This window comes from Stenotrophomonas rhizophila (assembly GCF_003651185.1).
Taxonomy (GTDB): Bacteria; Pseudomonadota; Gammaproteobacteria; order Xanthomonadales; family Xanthomonadaceae; genus Stenotrophomonas; species Stenotrophomonas maltophilia_Z.
The window spans coordinates 1-17307 of the sequence record NZ_RCDC01000011.1; the positions used below are offsets into that span (position 1 = coordinate 1).

Annotated in this window: 13 protein-coding genes and 1 tRNA gene; all 14 read right to left on the reverse strand. The window is 62.9% G+C overall.

Going from position 1 to position 17307, the window contains the following annotated elements; translation table 11 throughout:
- The coding region (locus tag BCL79_RS19885; protein WP_121044542.1) for a GTP-binding protein at positions 1-560 on the reverse strand (560 nt) is incomplete at its 3' end.
- Between the two features lie 53 nt (positions 561-613).
- A complete protein-coding gene (gene fusA / locus BCL79_RS19890; RefSeq protein WP_121044654.1) occupies positions 614-2755 on the reverse strand; it encodes an elongation factor G in 2142 nt (713 codons plus the stop codon).
- A 136-nt stretch (positions 2756-2891) separates the two neighbouring features.
- Entirely contained in the window at positions 2892-3359 is a 468-nt protein-coding gene (gene rpsG, locus BCL79_RS19895) for a 30S ribosomal protein S7 (RefSeq protein WP_019186122.1), read from the reverse strand.
- A gap of 12 nt (positions 3360-3371) precedes the next feature.
- Complete coding sequence (gene rpsL, locus BCL79_RS19900) at positions 3372-3746, reverse strand: 30S ribosomal protein S12 (protein ID WP_017356008.1); 375 nt, start codon at positions 3744-3746, stop codon at positions 3372-3374.
- A 346-nt stretch (positions 3747-4092) separates the two neighbouring features.
- Positions 4093-8340 (reverse strand): DNA-directed RNA polymerase subunit beta', encoded by a 4248-nt coding sequence (gene rpoC, locus BCL79_RS19905; RefSeq protein ID WP_088434181.1) that lies wholly within the window; start codon positions 8338-8340, stop codon positions 4093-4095.
- 89 nt (positions 8341-8429) lie between these two features.
- The gene (rpoB, locus tag BCL79_RS19910; RefSeq protein WP_121044657.1) at positions 8430-12584 is read right to left on the reverse strand and encodes a DNA-directed RNA polymerase subunit beta; all 4155 of its coding nucleotides are present in this window, start codon (positions 12582-12584) and stop codon (positions 8430-8432) included.
- A 296-nt stretch (positions 12585-12880) separates the two neighbouring features.
- Positions 12881-13249, reverse strand: coding sequence for a 50S ribosomal protein L7/L12 (rplL, locus tag BCL79_RS19915; RefSeq protein ID WP_019186119.1), 369 nt, complete (start codon positions 13247-13249; stop codon positions 12881-12883).
- A 62-nt stretch (positions 13250-13311) separates the two neighbouring features.
- Positions 13312-13845 (reverse strand): 50S ribosomal protein L10, encoded by a 534-nt coding sequence (rplJ, locus tag BCL79_RS19920; protein ID WP_121044660.1) that lies wholly within the window; start codon positions 13843-13845, stop codon positions 13312-13314.
- A 387-nt stretch (positions 13846-14232) separates the two neighbouring features.
- Positions 14233-14931 carry a 50S ribosomal protein L1 gene (gene rplA / locus BCL79_RS19930; protein WP_121044663.1) on the reverse strand — a complete coding sequence of 233 codons (699 nt, stop codon included), beginning with the start codon at positions 14929-14931 and terminating at the stop codon, positions 14233-14235.
- A gap of 4 nt (positions 14932-14935) precedes the next feature.
- On the reverse strand, positions 14936-15364 hold the full coding sequence (rplK, locus tag BCL79_RS19935) for a 50S ribosomal protein L11 (protein WP_019186116.1): 429 nt from the start codon (positions 15362-15364) through the stop codon (positions 14936-14938).
- A gap of 242 nt (positions 15365-15606) precedes the next feature.
- Positions 15607-16167 (reverse strand): transcription termination/antitermination protein NusG, encoded by a 561-nt coding sequence (gene nusG, locus BCL79_RS19940; protein ID WP_019186115.1) that lies wholly within the window; start codon positions 16165-16167, stop codon positions 15607-15609.
- Positions 16168-16177: 10 nt separating this feature from the next.
- On the reverse strand, positions 16178-16585 hold the full coding sequence (gene secE / locus BCL79_RS19945; protein ID WP_121044666.1) for a preprotein translocase subunit SecE: 408 nt from the start codon (positions 16583-16585) through the stop codon (positions 16178-16180).
- Positions 16586-16629: 44 nt separating this feature from the next.
- Positions 16630-16705: transfer RNA gene (locus BCL79_RS19950), tRNA-Trp, on the reverse strand.
- Positions 16706-16810: 105 nt separating this feature from the next.
- The coding region (locus BCL79_RS19955; RefSeq protein WP_259462199.1) for an EF-Tu/IF-2/RF-3 family GTPase at positions 16811-17307 on the reverse strand (497 nt) is incomplete at its 5' end.

Consider the following 17307-nt stretch of genomic DNA (forward strand, 5'->3'; position numbering starts at 1 on the left):
CCGATCTCGCTCTGGTCGCCTTCCAGCGCCAGGCGGGCCGAACCCGAGATGATCGGGGTGTCATCGCCCGGGAAGTCGTACTTGCTCAGCAGCTCGCGGACTTCCATCTCGACCAGTTCCAGCAGCTCGGCGTCATCGACCATGTCTGCCTTGTTCAGGAAGACGACGATGTACGGCACGCCGACCTGACGCGAGAGCAGGATGTGCTCACGGGTCTGCGGCATCGGGCCGTCAGCAGCCGAACAGACCAGGATCGCGCCGTCCATCTGGGCAGCACCGGTGATCATGTTCTTGACGTAGTCAGCATGGCCCGGGCAATCGACGTGGGCGTAATGACGTTCGGTGGATTCGTATTCGACGTGTGCGGTCGAGATCGTGATGCCACGCGCCTTTTCTTCCGGCGCGGCGTCGATCGAGGAGTAATCCTTGAACTCGCCACCGAAGCGCTCGGCACCGATCTTGGTCAGTGCAGCGGTCAGCGTGGTCTTGCCGTGATCGACGTGACCGATGGTGCCGACGTTGACGTGCGGCTTGGTGCGCTCGAACTTACCCTTTGCCATTGTTGTATACCTTGGATATCAGAAAAGAATGAGGTGGAGCCCTGAGCTTACGCTCAGGACTTCTTGATCACGGTTTCGGCGATGTTGTTCGGCGCCGGCTCGTAGTGGTCGAACTCCATCGTGAACGTTGCGCGACCCTGGGTCTGCGAACGCAGCGAGGTGGCGTAACCGAACATTTCACCCAGCGGGATCATCGCGTTGATGATGCTGGCCGAACCGTCACCGGTGGTGCTCGAACCCTGCAGCACGCCACGACGACGGCTGACGTCGCCCATCACGTCACCCTGGTAATCCTCCGGGGTCACGATCTCGACCTTCATGATCGGCTCCAGCAGGACCGGCTTGGCCTTCTGGAAGCCCTGCTTGAAGGCCATCGAGGAGGCCAGCTTGAACGCCATTTCCGAGGAGTCGACGTCATGGTACGAGCCGAACACCAGCTTCACCTTGACGTCAACGACCGGGAAGCCCGCCAGCGGACCGCTGGTGATGGTTTCGCGCAGGCCCTTTTCGATCGACGGAATGAATTCCTTCGGAATCACGCCACCGGTGATGTCGTTGATGAACAGGAAGTCGTCCTTGATCATCGGACCGATCTTCGGGTCGGCACGGTCTTCAGCGGTGATCGGCGACAGCTCGATCACGACGTGACCGTACTGACCCTTACCACCGGACTGCTTGGCGTGCTTGTAGTCCGACTTCACGTCCGCCATCTGGATCGTTTCGCGGTACGCAACCTGCGGCTTGCCGACGTTGGCTTCAACGTTGAACTCGCGCTTCATGCGATCCACGATGATGTCCAGGTGCAGCTCGCCCATGCCCGAGATGATGGTCTGGCCGGATTCTTCGTCGGTCTTGACGCGGAACGACGGATCTTCCTGGGCCAGACGGCCAAGGGCCAGACCCATCTTTTCCTGGTCGGACTTGGTCTTCGGTTCGACGGCCATCGAGATGACCGGCTCCGGGAACACCATGCGCTCCAGGATGATCGGGTGGTCCTGCGAGCACAGGGTGTCACCGGTGGTGGTGTCCTTCAGACCCACCGCAGCGGCGATGTCACCGGCCAGCACTTCCTTGATCTCTTCGCGATCGTTGGAATGCATCTGCAGGATGCGGCCGATGCGCTCCTTCTTGCCCTTGACCGAGTTCAGCAGCTGGTCGCCGGCGTTCAGGGTGCCCGAGTAGACACGGAAGAAGGTCAGCGCGCCGACGAACGGATCGGTGATGATCTTGAAGGCCAGCGCCGAGAACGGCGCCTTGTCATCGGACTTGCGGCTCAGCGCAATGGTTTCGTCGTCCACGTCGGTACCGGTCACGTCCGGCACGTCGATCGGCGACGGCAGCAGCTGCACCACGCCGTCCAGCATGGCCTGCACGCCCTTGTTCTTGAACGCCGAGCCGCAGTACATCGGCACGATGTCGGTGGCCAGGGTGCGCACGCGCAGGGCTTCGACGATTTCGGCCTCGGTCAGCTCTTCGCCGCCCAGGTACTTTTCCATCAGCTCTTCGCTGGCTTCAGCCGCCGCTTCGATCATGTAGGTACGGGCCTCTTCGGCCTCCGCCTGCATGTCAGCCGGGATCTCCAGGTACTCGAACTTCATGCCCTGCGAGGCTTCATCCCAATGGATGGCCTTCATCTTGATCAGATCGACCACGCCCTTGAAGCCGTCTTCAGCGCCGATCGGCAGCTGCATCGGCACGGCGGTGGCGCCGAGCTTGGCCTTCAGCTGGCCGACGACCTTGGTGAAGTTGGCACCGGTGCGGTCCATCTTGTTGACGAAGGCAATGCGCGGCACCTTGTACCGGTTGGCCTGGCGCCACACGGTTTCCGACTGCGGCTGCACGCCACCGACGGCGCACAGCACGAAGACCGCGCCGTCGAGCACGCGCAGCGAGCGCTCCACTTCGATGGTGAAGTCGACGTGCCCGGGGGTATCGATGATGTTGAAGCGGTGCTCCGGCAGGGACTTGTCCATGCCCTTCCAGAACGCGGTGGTGGCAGCGGACTGGATCGTGATGCCACGCTCCTGCTCCTGCTCCATCCAGTCCATGGTGGCAGCGCCGTCGTGCACTTCACCGATCTTGTGGCTCTTGCCGGTGTAGAACAGGATGCGCTCGGACGTGGTGGTCTTGCCGGCATCGATGTGGGCCATGATGCCGAAATTGCGGTAACGCTCGATGGGAGTGGTGCGGGCCACGGGAGCCTCTCAATTTCTTGGAATTCGGATGGCCGAACGCCGCCTTTCGGCGGCCTTCGGATTGGCGCGGCACCCCAGGTGCCGCGGGGCAGCACCTAGATGGTGCTGCCGTGCCTGTTTTGCAAGGCCGTCAAACTCACCAGCGGTAGTGCGCGAAGGCCTTGTTGGCTTCGGCCATGCGGTGGGTTTCTTCGCGCTTCTTGATGGCGCCACCACGATTTTCCGAGGCGTCCAGCAGTTCGGCAGCCAGCTTCTTCGGCATGGTGTTTTCACCACGCTTACGCGCCGAGTCGATCAGCCAACGCATGGCCAGGGCCATCTTGCGCGACGAACGCACTTCGACCGGCACCTGGTACGTAGCACCACCGACACGGCGGGACTTGACTTCGACCGACGGAGCCACGTTTTCCAGAGCCTTCTGAACCAGCTCGACGGAATTCGGGTTCTTTTCGCCGATCACGTCCATGGCGCCGTAGACGATCTTTTCAGCGACCGACTTCTTGCCGCTCAGCATCACCATATTGATGAAACGAGCGATGGTTTCACTTCCGTGCTTCGGATCCGGCAGGACAGAGCGCTGCGGCGTATTACCTTTACGAGACATGTGTACTTTCCCTTAGCTCTTCGGACGCTTGGCGCCGTACTTGGAACGGCCCTGGCGACGCTTGGCAACGCCGGAGGCGTCCAGCGAGCCACGCACGGTGTGGTAACGCACACCCGGCAGATCCTTGACGCGACCGCCACGGATGAGGACCACGGAGTGCTCCTGCAGGTTGTGGCCTTCGCCGCCGATGTAGCTAATCACTTCTTCCTGGTTGGTCAGGCGGACCTTGGCAACCTTGCGAAGCGCCGAGTTCGGCTTCTTCGGAGTGGTGGTGTACACGCGCGTGCAGACACCACGGCGCTGGGGGCACTTATCGAGCGCCGGGGAGGCACTCTTATAAGTGGTTGCCTGCCGCGGCTTGCGGACAAGCTGATTGATCGTCGCCATCAGTATGTTCTTCTGAGAGAGGCCAATGAAAAGACTGGCCATGAATGCGGAAATGTGCGAGCAGGCGAAAGACCGGCCTGCTGAGACAGACGATTGTAGCAACCCGGCGAAAACGCAGTCAAATGCGCACGCGCCAAGCCAGCCCTGATCCCGGGCCGTTACAGGGGAGCCTTTTCCATGCCCCCCGTTCAGGTTGTCAAGCCGGTCCGTTGAAAGACCGGCGGGCATCCTACCTCATCGGCAGGCAGACGACCAGTGGCCGGTGCCTGCTGATTTGCCGGGAAGGCCGCCGACCGGAGTCGACGCCCTGCCCTGCCGCGGGCCCGGCCGAAGCCGGGCCTGCGTATTACTCGTCGCTGCCCGGAGCCTGTTCAGCTTCGGTCGATTCCACCGCCACGGCGGCCACCGGGGCCACCTCAGCCACGGCCGGCGCGCTGCCGGACAGGGTCTGCATTTCCGAGTCGGTCAGCCCGGAGGCGTTGCGACGACGGTTGGCGTGGTACGCAAGGCCCGTACCGGCCGGGATCAGACGGCCGACGATGACGTTTTCCTTCAGGCCGCGCAGGTTGTCCGAGGTGCCGCGAACGGCCGCTTCGGTCAGCACGCGGGTGGTTTCCTGGAACGACGCCGCCGAGATGAACGATTCGGTCGCCAGCGAAGCCTTGGTGATACCCAGCAGCACCGGATCGAAACGGGCCGGCAGCTCGTTGCGGGTGGCCAGGCGGGCATTTTCCTCGATGACGCGCTGGCGCTCGGCCTGCTCGCCATTCAGGAACTTGCTGGTGCCCTGGTCGGTGATCTCGACCTTGCGCAGCATCTGGCGGGTGATCACCTCGATGTGCTTGTCGTTGATCTTCACGCCCTGCAGGCGGTACACGTCCTGGATTTCCTTGACCAGGTAGGCCGCCAGCGGTTCGACACCCAGCAGACGCAGGATGTCCTGCGGGCTCGGCTCGCCGTCCACGATGGTTTCGCCCTTGGTCACGTGCTCGCCTTCGAACACGATCACCTGACGGTACTTCGGGATCAGCTCTTCGTGTTCCGAACCATCGGTGTCCTTGATGATCAGGCGCTGCTTGCCCTTGGTGTCCTTGCCGAAGCTGATGATGCCCGAACGCTCGGCCAGGATCGCCGGATCCTTCGGCTTGCGTGCTTCGAACAGATCGGCCACGCGCGGCAGACCACCGGTGATGTCGCGGGTCTTGGACGCTTCCTGCGGGATCTTGGCGACCACGTCACCCACGCCGACGGCGGCGCCGTCCTGCAGGTTGACGATCGAGCGCGGCGGCAGCAGGTACTGTGCCGGCAGATCCGTGTTCGGGATGGTCAGATCGTTGCCGTTCTTGTCCACGATACGCACGATCGGGCGCAGGTCCTTCGCCTGCGAACCACGACGCTTCGGATCGGTGATTTCACGCGATGCCAGGCCGGTCAGTTCGTCGGTCTTCTCGATGACGGTGACGCCGTCGATGAAGTCGATGAAGCGGATGAAACCGGCCACTTCCGACACGATCGGGTGGTTATGCGGGTCCCAGTTGGCCACGGTCTGGCCAGCCTTGACCGCATCGCCGTCCTTTGACGTGATGGTCGCGCCGTACGGCAGCTTGTAACGCTCACGCTCACGGCCGTGGGCATCGAGCACCGACATTTCGCCCGAACGCGAGACCGCCACCAGCGAACCGCTGGCGTGCTCGACCGACTTCAGGTTGTTGAACTTCACCGAACCGGTGGTCTTGACGGTGATGTTGTCCACCGCAGCCGCTCGCGACGCCGCACCACCGATGTGGAACGTACGCATGGTCAGCTGGGTACCCGGCTCACCGATCGACTGTGCGGCGATGACGCCGACCGCTTCACCGATGTTGACGATGTGGCCACGGGCCAGATCGCGACCGTAGCAGTGCGCGCAGACGCCGAACGGCGAGGCGCAGCTGATGGTCGAACGGACCTTGACCGACTGTACCGACGCATCTTCCAGCTTGGCCACCCACTGCTCGTCGAGCAGCGTGTTGCGGGTCACGATCGGATCTTCGTCGTTGCCCGGCAGGAACACGTCCTCGGCCACGACACGACCCAGCACGCGGTCCTTCAACGGCTCCACGACGTCGCCGCCTTCCACGATCGGGGTCATGGTCAGGCCTTCGGTGGTACCGCAATCCACCTCGGTGATGACCACGTCCTGCGCCACGTCCACCAGACGACGGGTCAGGTAACCCGAGTTCGCCGTCTTCAGCGCGGTATCGGCCAGACCCTTACGGGCACCGTGGGTGGAGTTGAAGTACTCCTGCACGTTCAGGCCTTCACGGAAGTTCGCCTTGATGGGCGTTTCGATGATCGAGCCATCCGGACGCGCCATCAGGCCGCGCATACCGGCCAGCTGACGGATCTGCGCCTGCGAACCACGGGCACCGGAGTCGGCCATGATGTACAGCGAGTTCATCGACTTCTGGTCGATGGTCTCGCCTTCGGCGTTGACCACCTTCTCGGTACCGATGGTGTCCATCATCGCCTTGGCGATGCGTTCGTTGGTGCGCGACCAGATGTCGACCACCTTGTTGTAGCGCTCGCCGGCGGTGACCAGGCCCGACTGGTACTGCTCCTGGATTTCCAGCACTTCAGCTTCGGCCTCGGTGAGGATGCCGCGCTTCTCGTCCGGGATCAGCATGTCGTCGATGCCGATCGACACGCCAGCGCGGGTTGCGTAGGCGAAGCCGGTGTACATCAGCTTATCGGCGAACACGACCGTGTCCTTCAAGCCCAGCTGACGGTAGCTGGAGTTGATCAGGCGGCTGATGTTCTTCTTGGTCAGCTCGGTGTTGGCCAGCGCGAACGGCAGGCCTTCCGGCAGGATTTCAGCCAGCAGGGCGCGACCGATCGTGGTGTCCACGATCGAGGTCTTGTTCTGCTTGTTGCCTTCCTCGTCGGTCACCACTTCGGTGATGCGGACCTTGACGCGCGCGTGCAGTTCCACCACGCGGTTGTCGTAGGCGCGCTTGACCTCGGCGATGTTGGCGAAGGCCATGCCCTCGCCCTTCTTGTTCACCAGCGAGCGGGTCATGTAGTACAGACCCAGCACGACGTCCTGCGACGGCACGATGATCGGCTCGCCGTTGGCCGGCGACAGGATGTTGTTGGTGGACATCATCAGCGCACGCGCTTCCAGCTGGGCTTCCAGCGAGAGCGGCACGTGGACGGCCATCTGGTCACCGTCGAAGTCGGCGTTGAACGCGGTGCAGACCAGCGGATGCAGCTGGATGGCCTTGCCTTCGATCAGGACCGGCTCGAAGGCCTGGATGCCCAGACGGTGCAGGGTCGGCGCACGGTTCAGCATCACCGGATGTTCGCGGATGACCTCTTCCAGGATGTCCCAGACTTCGGCTTCTTCGCGCTCGACCAGCTTCTTGGCCGCCTTGATGGTGGTGGCCAGGCCACGACGCTGCAGCTTGGCGAAGACGAACGGCTTGAACAGCTCCAGCGCCATCTTCTTCGGCAGGCCGCACTGGTGCAGGCGCAGGTACGGACCGACCACGATGACCGAACGGCCCGAGTAGTCCACGCGCTTGCCCAGCAGGTTCTGGCGGAAGCGACCCTGCTTGCCCTTGATCATGTCGGCCAGCGACTTCAGCGGGCGCTTGTTGGTGCCGGTGATGGCACGGCCGCGACGGCCGTTGTCCAGCAGCGCATCGACCGATTCCTGCAGCATGCGCTTTTCATTGCGCACGATGATGTCCGGCGCGTTCAGCTCGAGCAGGCGGCGCAGGCGGTTGTTACGGTTGATGACGCGGCGGTACAGGTCGTTCAGGTCGGAGGTCGCGAAGCGGCCACCGTCCAGCGGGACCAGCGGACGCAGGTCCGGCGGCAGCACCGGCAGCACGGTCATGACCATCCACTCCGGACGGTTGCCCGACTCGAGGAAGGCCTCGACCAGCTTGATGCGCTTGGTGAGGCGCTTGAGCTTGGTTTCCGAACCGGTGCTGGCGATTTCTTCGCGCAGGCGGGTCATTTCCGACTGCAGGTCGATCGTGCGCAGCAGCTCGTACACGGCCTCGGCGCCCATGGCGGCATCGAAGTCGTCGCCGTGTTCCTGGCGGGCCTGCAGGTACTGTTCTTCGGTCAGCAGCTGGCGGCGCTCCAGGGCGGTCAGGCCCGGCTCGGTCACCACGTAGGCTTCGAAGTACAGCACGCGCTCGATGTCACGCAGGGTCATGTCCAGCATCAGGCCGATGCGCGAGGGCAGCGACTTGAGGAACCAGATGTGCGCGACCGGCGAGGCCAGGTCGATGTGACCCATGCGCTCGCGGCGCACCTTGGCCAGGGTGACTTCGGTGCCGCACTTTTCGCAGACCACGCCGCGGTGCTTCATGCGCTTGTACTTGCCGCACAGGCACTCGTAGTCCTTGACCGGTCCGAAGATGGCGGCGCAGAACAGGCCGTCGCGTTCCGGCTTGAACGTACGGTAGTTGATGGTTTCCGGCTTCTTCACTTCGCCGAAGGACCACGAACGGATCAGGTCCGGCGAGGCCAGCGCGATCTTGATCGCGTCGAAGTCCAGCGTCTGACGCTGCTGGTTGAAGAGGTTGAGCAAGTCTTTCATGGTGTTTCTCCGAAAGGAGGAAATCTTGTCGATGGGGCTGTCGGTTCAGATGTGGCGGCGCGGCTGCCGGGGCAGCCGCGCCTGCGCGATCAGTTGCCGTCCAGTTCCATGTTGATGGCCAGCGAGCGGATTTCCTTCACGAGCACGTTGAAGGATTCCGGCATGCCCGCGACCATCTCGTGCTCACCGTCGACGATGTTCTTGTACATCTGGTTGCGGCCCTGCACGTCATCGGACTTCACCGTCAGCATTTCCTGCAGGGTGTAGGCCGCGCCGTAGGCTTCCAGCGCCCAGACTTCCATTTCACCGAAGCGCTGGCCACCGAACTGCGCCTTGCCGCCCAGCGGCTGCTGGGTAACGAGCGAGTACGGGCCGGTCGAACGGGCGTGCATCTTGTCGTCGACCAGGTGGTTCAGCTTCAGGTAGTGCATGTAGCCCACGGTGGTGTGGCGATCGAATGCCTCACCGGTGCGGCCGTCATACAGCTGGGTCTGGCCGCTCAGCGGCAGGTCGGCCAGGGCAAGCATGTGCTTGATCTCGGCTTCGGTGGCACCGTCGAACACCGGCGTTGCCATCGGCACGCCGTCGGTCAGGTTGGCGGCCAGGCGCAGCAGCTCCTCGTCGCTGAACTGGGTCAGATCGACGTGGTTGGCGTGCTGGGTCTTGTCGTGGTTGTACACGTCGTCCAGGAACTTGCGCAGGTCGTTGATCGCAGCCTGGGCTTCCAGCATGCCCTGGATCTTGCGACCCAGGCCCTTGGCGGCCCAACCCAGATGCACTTCCAGAATCTGGCCGATGTTCATACGCGACGGCACGCCCAGCGGGTTCAGCACGATGTCCACGGTTTCGCCCGAGGCCATGTACGGCATGTCTTCGACCGGCACCACGTTGGAGACCACACCCTTGTTGCCGTGGCGGCCTGCCATCTTGTCACCCGGCTGGATGCGACGCTTCACGGCCAGGAAGACCTTGACCATCTTCAGCACGCCCGGGGCCAGATCGTCGCCCGCGGTGATCTTGCCGCGCTTGTCGGCGAAGCGACGCTCGAATTCCTTCTCGTGCGCCTGGATCTGCTTCTGGGCGCGTTCGATGGCTTCGGAGGCGTCCTCATCCTTCATGCGCAGCACGAACCAGTCGGCCTTCTTCAGGCCGTCCAGGTAGGCGTCGGTAACGGTGTCGCCCTTCTTCAGGTTGGCACCGCCGTTGACCACCTTGCCCACGATCTGCGAACGCAGACGGGCGTAGATGGCGCCTTCCAGGATGCGGAACTGGTCGTCGAAGTCCTTCTTGACGCGCTTGATTTCAGACTCTTCGATCTGACGGGCGCGCTTGTCCTTCTCGATACCGTCGCGGGTGAAGACCTGCACGTCGATGACGGTGCCGTCCATGCCCGGCGGCACGCGCAGCGAGCTGTCCTTCACGTCCGAGGCCTTCTCGCCGAAGATCGCGCGCAGCAGCTTCTCTTCCGGGGTCAGCTGGCTTTCGCCCTTCGGGGTGACCTTGCCGACCATGATGTCGCCGGCGCGCACTTCGGCACCGATGTACACCACGCCGCTCTCGTCCAGGCGGTTCAGGGCCTGCTCGGAGACGTTCGGGATGTCGGCGGAGATTTCCTCCGGCCCCAGCTTGGTGTCACGCGCAACGCAGGTCAGCTCTTCGATGTGGATCGTGGTGTAACGATCCTCTTCCACCACACGCTCGGAAAGCAGGATGGAGTCTTCGAAGTTGTAGCCGTTCCACGGCATGAAGGCGATCAGCATGTTCTGGCCCAGGGCCAGTTCACCGATGTCGGTGGACGGACCATCAGCCAGCACGTCGCCACGCGCCACCACGTTGCCCACTTCCACCAGCGGACGCTGGTTGATGCAGGTGTTCTGGTTGGAACGGGTGTACTTGATCAGGTTGTAGATATCCACGCCGGCGTCGGTCGCGTCGGTGATCTCCACTTCGTTGACCTTGACCACGATGCGGCCGGCGTCGATCTGCACGATCTCGCCGCCACGACGGGCGTTCACGGTCACACCGGAGTCACGGGCCACGGCGCGTTCGATACCGGTACCCACCAGCGGCTTCTGGGCACGCAGGGTCGGCACGGCCTGACGCTGCATGTTGGCGCCCATCAGTGCACGGTTGGCGTCATCGTGCTCCAGGAACGGGACGAGCGCGGCAGCGATCGACACGGTCTGCATCGGCGAGACGTCCATGAAGTGGACTTCTGCCGGCGGCTTGAGCAGCGACTCACCCTGGAAGCGGCACGGCACGAACTGCTCGGTGAGCATGCTCTTGGCATCGGTCAGGGCGTTGGCCTGGGCGATGACGTACTCGTTTTCTTCGATGGCCGACAGGAATTCGATCTCGTCGGAGACCTTGCCGTCAGCAACCTTGCGGTACGGAGTCTCGAGGAAGCCGTACTGGTTGGTGCGGGCGTACACGGCCAGCGAGTTGATCAGACCGATGTTCGGGCCTTCCGGCGTTTCGATGGTGCAGACGCGGCCGTAATGGGTCGGGTGCACGTCGCGCACTTCGAAGCCGGCGCGTTCGCGGGTCAGACCGCCCGGGCCCAGGGCCGAGACGCGACGCTTGTGCGTCACTTCCGACAGCGGGTTGTTCTGATCCATGAACTGGGACAGCTGCGAGGAGCCGAAGAACTCCTTGATGGCCGCGGCGACCGGCTTGGCGTTGATCAGCTCCTGCGGCGTCAGGCCTTCGGATTCGGCCATCGACAGGCGTTCCTTGACCGCGCGCTCGACGCGGACCAGGCCCACGCGGAACACGTTCTCGGCCATTTCACCGACCGAACGCACGCGACGGTTGCCCAGGTGATCGATGTCATCAACCACGCCACGACCGTTGCGGATCTCGGTCAGGACCTTGATCACTTCCAGGATGTCGGAGGTGTCGGCGTGCTCGGCGACCAGGCGCTTGGACTCTTCGTCGTTGCGCTCACCGAAGTACTTGCGGTCGTACAGCACGGCTTCGCCGGTGACAGCCTTGCGGCCGACACGGCGGTTGAACTTCATGCGGCCGACCGTGGACAGGTCGTAGCGCTCGAAGGTGAAGAACAGGTTGTGGAACAGGTTCTGCGCGGCATCCTTGGTCGGCGGCTCGCCCGGACGCATCATGCGGTAGATCTCGACCAGGGCTTCCAGCTGGGTCTTGGTCGGATCGATGCGCAGGGTGTTGGACAGGTACGGGCCACGATCCAGATCGTTCACCCACAGGGTGCCCACGGCATCCACACCGGCCTTGCGGAAGGCCTGCAGCTGCTCGTCGGTGATTTCGTCGTTGGCCTGGGCCAGCAGTTCACCGGTGTTTGCATCGACCACGTCGTGCGACAGGATGCGGCCGACGATGTAATCGTCCGGCACGGCCAGGGCGGCGATGCCCGAGGCTTCCAGCTGCTTGACGTGACGCGCGGTGATGCGCTTGCCGGCTTCCACGATGACCTTGTCACCGTCGGCCAGGTCGAAGTTCAGGGTCTCGCCGCGCAGACGCTCGGCCACCAGTTCGAGCTGCACGCCTTCATCGGGGTTGATGTGGAACGTGTTGATCTCGAAGAACTCGGCCAGCATCTCTTCGTTGCTGTAACCCAGCGCACGCAGCAGGATCGAGACCGGCAGTTTGCGGCGACGATCGATACGGGTGAACAGGGCATCCTTCGGGTCGAACTCGAAGTCCAGCCAGGAGCCGCGGTACGGGATGATGCGGGCGCTGTACAGCAGCTTGCCCGAGCTGTGGGTCTTGCCACGGTCGTGGTCGAAGAACACACCCGGCGAACGGTGCAGCTGCGAGACGATCACGCGCTCGGTACCGTTCACGATGAAGGTGCCGTTGTCGGTCATCAGCGGGATTTCGCCGAGGTAGACCTCCTGCTCCTTCACGTACTTGATGGCCTTGGTCGACGACTCACGGTCGTAGATCACCAGGCGCACGGTCACGCGCAGCGGCGCGCCGTAGCTCATGCCACGCTGGCGGCACTCGCGCTCGTCGAACACCGGATCGCCGAGCTTGTAGCCGACGTATTCCAGGGCAGCGTTGCCGCTGTAGCTGGAAATCGGGAACACCGACTTCAGGGCGGCATGCAGGCCGTGGTCCGTGCGCTTGGCCGGATCGACGTTTTCCTGCAGGAATTCACGGTAGGAATCGACCTGGATGGCAAGCAGGAACGGCACTTCGAGGATCGAGCGCTGCTTGCCGAAATCCTTGCGGATACGCTTCTTTTCGGTGAACGAATAAGACGTCATGAGGTATCACCTTGGCTGTGCGGATCGTGCGTCCACGACCCGAGGGGAAACTGAAATTGTCAGTTGGAAGTCGCTGGTATTGCCGGCACCAGCACGCCTTCTCCCGCTACTTCCAACTGCCAACTCGTCTGCATCCACTCCCCTGCCCGCGCGCCTGGGCGCCGCTGTGACGGGGGATGACCGCAGCCCGTGTTGGGCTCGTATTTCGGGTGTTGCGTGAAACGACCAAAGGCCGGGGGCTTACGCCCCCAGCCTTGGCTGCATCGCCGTGTTTCGATGGCGAGGCAAGGAACTGCTTACTTGACTTCGACAGTCGCGCCAGCAGCTTCCAGGTCCTTCTTGAACTTGGCAGCGTCGTCCTTCGAAGCGGCTTCCTTGATCATGCCGCCGGCTTCTGCCAGATCCTTCGCTTCCTTCAGGCCCAGGCCGGTGATGGCGCGGACAGCCTTGATGACTTCGACCTTCTTGTCGCCGGCCGACTTCAGGATGACGTCGAATTCGGTCTGCTCTTCAACAGCGGCAGCCGGGCCAGCAGCAGCAGCTGCGGCGACCGGAGCAGCGGCGGAGACGCCGAACTTCTCTTCGATGGCCTTGACCAGCTCCATCACTTCCATCAGGGACTTCTCGGCGATGGCGTCGACGATCTGTTCGTTGGTAAGGGACATTTTGATTACCTTTGGATAATTTTCTGGGTTGAGGTTCCGTTCGGAACCACGGAAACGTCGACTCAGGCGGTTTCGGCGACCGGCTCGGCAGCGTCAGCGGTTTCACCGCCACCCTGCTTGTCGGCCACGGCCTTGACGGCACGGGCGAACATCGTGGCCGGCTCGGCCAGGACGCGGGCCAGCATGGCCAGGGCCTGATCACGGGTCGGCAGCGAGGCCAGCACGTCGACATGGCCAGCCGGGAACAGTTCCCCGCCGATGGCCACGACCTTTGCCTGCAGCTTGTCGTTGGTCTTGGCAAAATCCTTGATCAGGCGACCGGCTGCGCCGGGCTCCTCGAGCGAGAACGCGTACAGCAGCGGACCGACGAGTGCGTCTTTGGCGCATTCGTATTCGGTACCTTCCACTGCACGTGCCGCCAGCGTGTTCTTGACAACTTTCAAGAAAACGCCGGTTTCGCGTGCCTGCTTGCGCATCGCGGTCATCTGGGAGACCGTGGTGCCAGCGTATTCGGCTGCGATCAAGGAGTGGGCCTTGGCGGCGACGTCTGCCAGCTCGGCGACTACTTCTTGCTTCTGGGACAGATTGAGAGCCATTGCACTCCTCCAATTGAACTCCGCTTACGGCTCCTGCCGTGTGCGGTCCTGGGCGGCATCCGTCCTGGACGCCGGGAACATCAGGTGATGTTCCAAGGGTGGGCCGTTCTAGACCTGGATGGCCAACCTGGGAGAACCCAGACGTGCGTAAACCAGAAAAACTCCAGAAGGGCACCATCTACGCAGGGTGATTCCCGGGGGAATCGATTAAGCGTTCGGTACTGCGCCGGCGGCGACTCCCTGCCAATGCGAGCATCCTTGCCCGTCGCCGGTATGTACTGACCGCGCCTGCGGTCTTTGACGGCTATCTCTGCAGGGTGAGCCCCACTCGGATTGCCTTCAAATATCGCGGGTACCGGACCTGGGCCCGGTACCCGCTTGAAACGATTACTTCAGCGACAGCGAGGACTGGTCGATGGTCACGCCCGGGCCCATCGTCGAGCTGACCGAAACCTTCTGCAGGTAGGTGCCCTTCGAGGTGGCCGGCTTGGCCTTGACCAGATCCATCAGCAGCGCCTGCAGGTTCAACTTCAGCGCGTCTTCGGCGAAGTCGGCCTTGCCGATGGTGCAATGGATGATGCCGGCCTTGTCAGTGCGGTAACGCACCTGACCCGACTTGGCATTCTTGACGGCTTCGCCCGGGTTGGCCGACACGGTGCCGACCTTCGGGTTCGGCATCAGGCCGCGCGGGCCGAGCACGGTGCCCAGCTTACCCACGACGCGCATGGCGTCCGGGGTCGCGATGACGACGTCGTAGTTCAGATCGCCGGCCTGCATCTTCTCGGCCAGGTCGTCCATGCCCACGGCTTCAGCGCCAGCGGCCAGGGCTTCGTCAGCCTTGGCACCGGCCGGTGCGAAGACGGCAACGCGCACGCTCTTGCCGGTACCGGACGGCAGCACGGTGGAACCGCGCACCTGCTGGTCGGACTTCTTGGCGTCCACGCCCAGGCGCACAGCAACGTCGAAGGACTCGACGAACTTGGCCTTGGTAGCGGTCTTCAGGATCTTGATGGCGTCCTCGAAGGCGTATGCCTTGCCCGGGACGACGGCGGCCTTGATGGCCTTCTCACGCTTGGTCTGTGCCATCTTCTTAACCCTCTACCACGAGGCCCATGGAACGGGCAGAACCGGCGATGGTGCGCACCGCGGCATCCAGATCAGCAGCCGTCAGGTCTGCTTCCTTGGTCTTGGCGATCTCTTCGAGCTGCTTGCGGGTCACCTTGCCCACCTTCTCGGTGTTCGGGCGCTTGGAGCCCGAGGAGATGCCTGCAGCCTTCTTGAGCAGCACGGCAGCCGGGGTGCTCTTGGTGATGAAGGTGAAGGTACGGTCCGAGTAGGCCGTGATGATGACCGGCACCGGCAGACCCGGCTCCAGCTTCTGCGTGGCGGCATTGAAGGCCTTGCAGAATTCCATGATGTTCAGGCCACGCTGACCCAGCGCAGGACCGACCGGCGGCGAGGGGTTGGCCTGACCGGCCTTCACCTGCAGCTTGATATAACCGACAACTTTCTTTGCCATGAGTATGCTCTCCGGGTGCTAGCGCCTTACGACAACAGGCTCCCCATCGGACCGGGAATCACGCGTCCCGGCATCGCGTTTTGAATTCACGCAGAAGGCCACCTCGCGGCGGCCCTTGCTTTTGCCAGCTTCCTGGCAGGAAGCCGCGCACTATATCAGGTTTTTTCCGCCCTTGCCTCAAGGCTGACGGGCGCAGGCTGTTCAGGTTCCGGGCGGCCGCCCGGAACCCTGCTGCCTCAGGCTCAGACGGCCTTTTCGACCTGGCCGAATTCGAGCTCGACCGGGGTGGCGCGACCGAAGATCAGCACCGAGACGCGCAGACGGCTCTTCTCGTAGTTGACTTCCTCGACCACACCATTGAAGTCGTTGAACGGACCTTCGGTGACACGGACCATCTGGCCCGGCTCGAACAACACCTTCGGACGGGGCTTTTCCACACCTTCCTGAACGCGGTCCAGGATGGCGGCAGCCTCTTCATCACGGATCGGCAACGGACGATCGGCGGTGCCGCCGATGAAGCCCATCACCTTGGAGGTGTCCTTGACCAGGTGCCAGCTTTCGTTGTCGATGCGCGGGATACCGTTTTCTTCGTGGGTCTCGATCTGGACCAGCACGTATCCCGGGAAGAACTTGCGCTCGGAACGGCGCTTCTGGCCGGCGCGCATTTCAACCACTTCCTCGGTCGGGACCAGGACGTCACCGAAGCGCTCCTGCATCTCGTCACGCACGATGCGATCGCGCAGAGCCTGCGCAACCGACTTTTCGAAGCCCGAATAGGCGTGAACGACGTACCAACGCTTCACTGGTTTCTCCTTATCGACCCAGGAACCACTGGGTCAATTTCTGAATCACGAAGTCAAATCCGCCCAGCAGCAGGCTGAGGATGATCACCACAACGATCACCACCCAGGTCATGCGAATGGCTTCCTGGCGCGTCGGCCAGACCACCTTGCGCAGTTCGAAACGCGATTCGGAAAGGAATTCCCGCGTGTCGCGACCCTTGCCGGTCAGCAGGAACACGCCGAGGCCGGCCACCAGGCCAACGACAACGGCCAGACCGCGAAGCGGACCGGCCCATGCACTCTGGGAGGCATGCTCAGGAGCACCGAACCAATACCAAGCAAAAAGACCCGCCAGCACCAGGATCGCTGCGACGGCGTACTTGACGATGTCACCTCCAGTGGAGGCGTTGTCTTTGGAATGCTCGATCTTGCTGTTCATCCGGCTCTGGCTGCTGTGGCGGCATAGCCGCTGGAAGGGAGAAGTGGCACGCCAGGAGGGACTCGAACCCCCAACCTGCGGTTTTGGAGACCGCTGCTCTGCCAATTGAGCTACTGGCGTACTGAAAAAACTTGCCTTCCCTAAGACGGCGAAGGCGGACCGAGGTTCCCGGCCCGCCACTCGCGAGACCGGCAGCAGCGCTATGCGACCGCCGGTATTGCAGTATTACGCGATGATCTTGGAGACCACGCCGGCGCCGACGGTACGGCCGCCTTCGCGAATCGCGAAGCGCAGGCCTTCATCCATGGCGACCGGGTTGATCAGGGTGACAACCATCTTCACGTTGTCGCCCGGCATCACCATTTCCACACCTTCCGGCAGTTCGCAAGCGCCGGTGATGTCGGTGGTGCGGAAGTAGAACTGCGGACGGTAGCCCTTGAAGAACGGGGTGTGACGGCCACCTTCGTCCTTGGACAGCACGTACACTTCGGCGTCGAAGGTGGTGTGCGGCTTGATCGAACCCGGCTTGGCCAGGACCTGGCCACGCTCGACGTCGTCACGCTTGGTGCCGCGCAGCAGCAGACCGGCGTTGTCGCCTGCCTGACCCTGGTCGAGCAGCTTGCGGAACATTTCCACGCCGGTGACGGTGGTCTTCTGGACCGGACGGATACCGACGATTTCGATTTCTTCGCCGACCTTGATCACGCCGCGCTCGATACGAC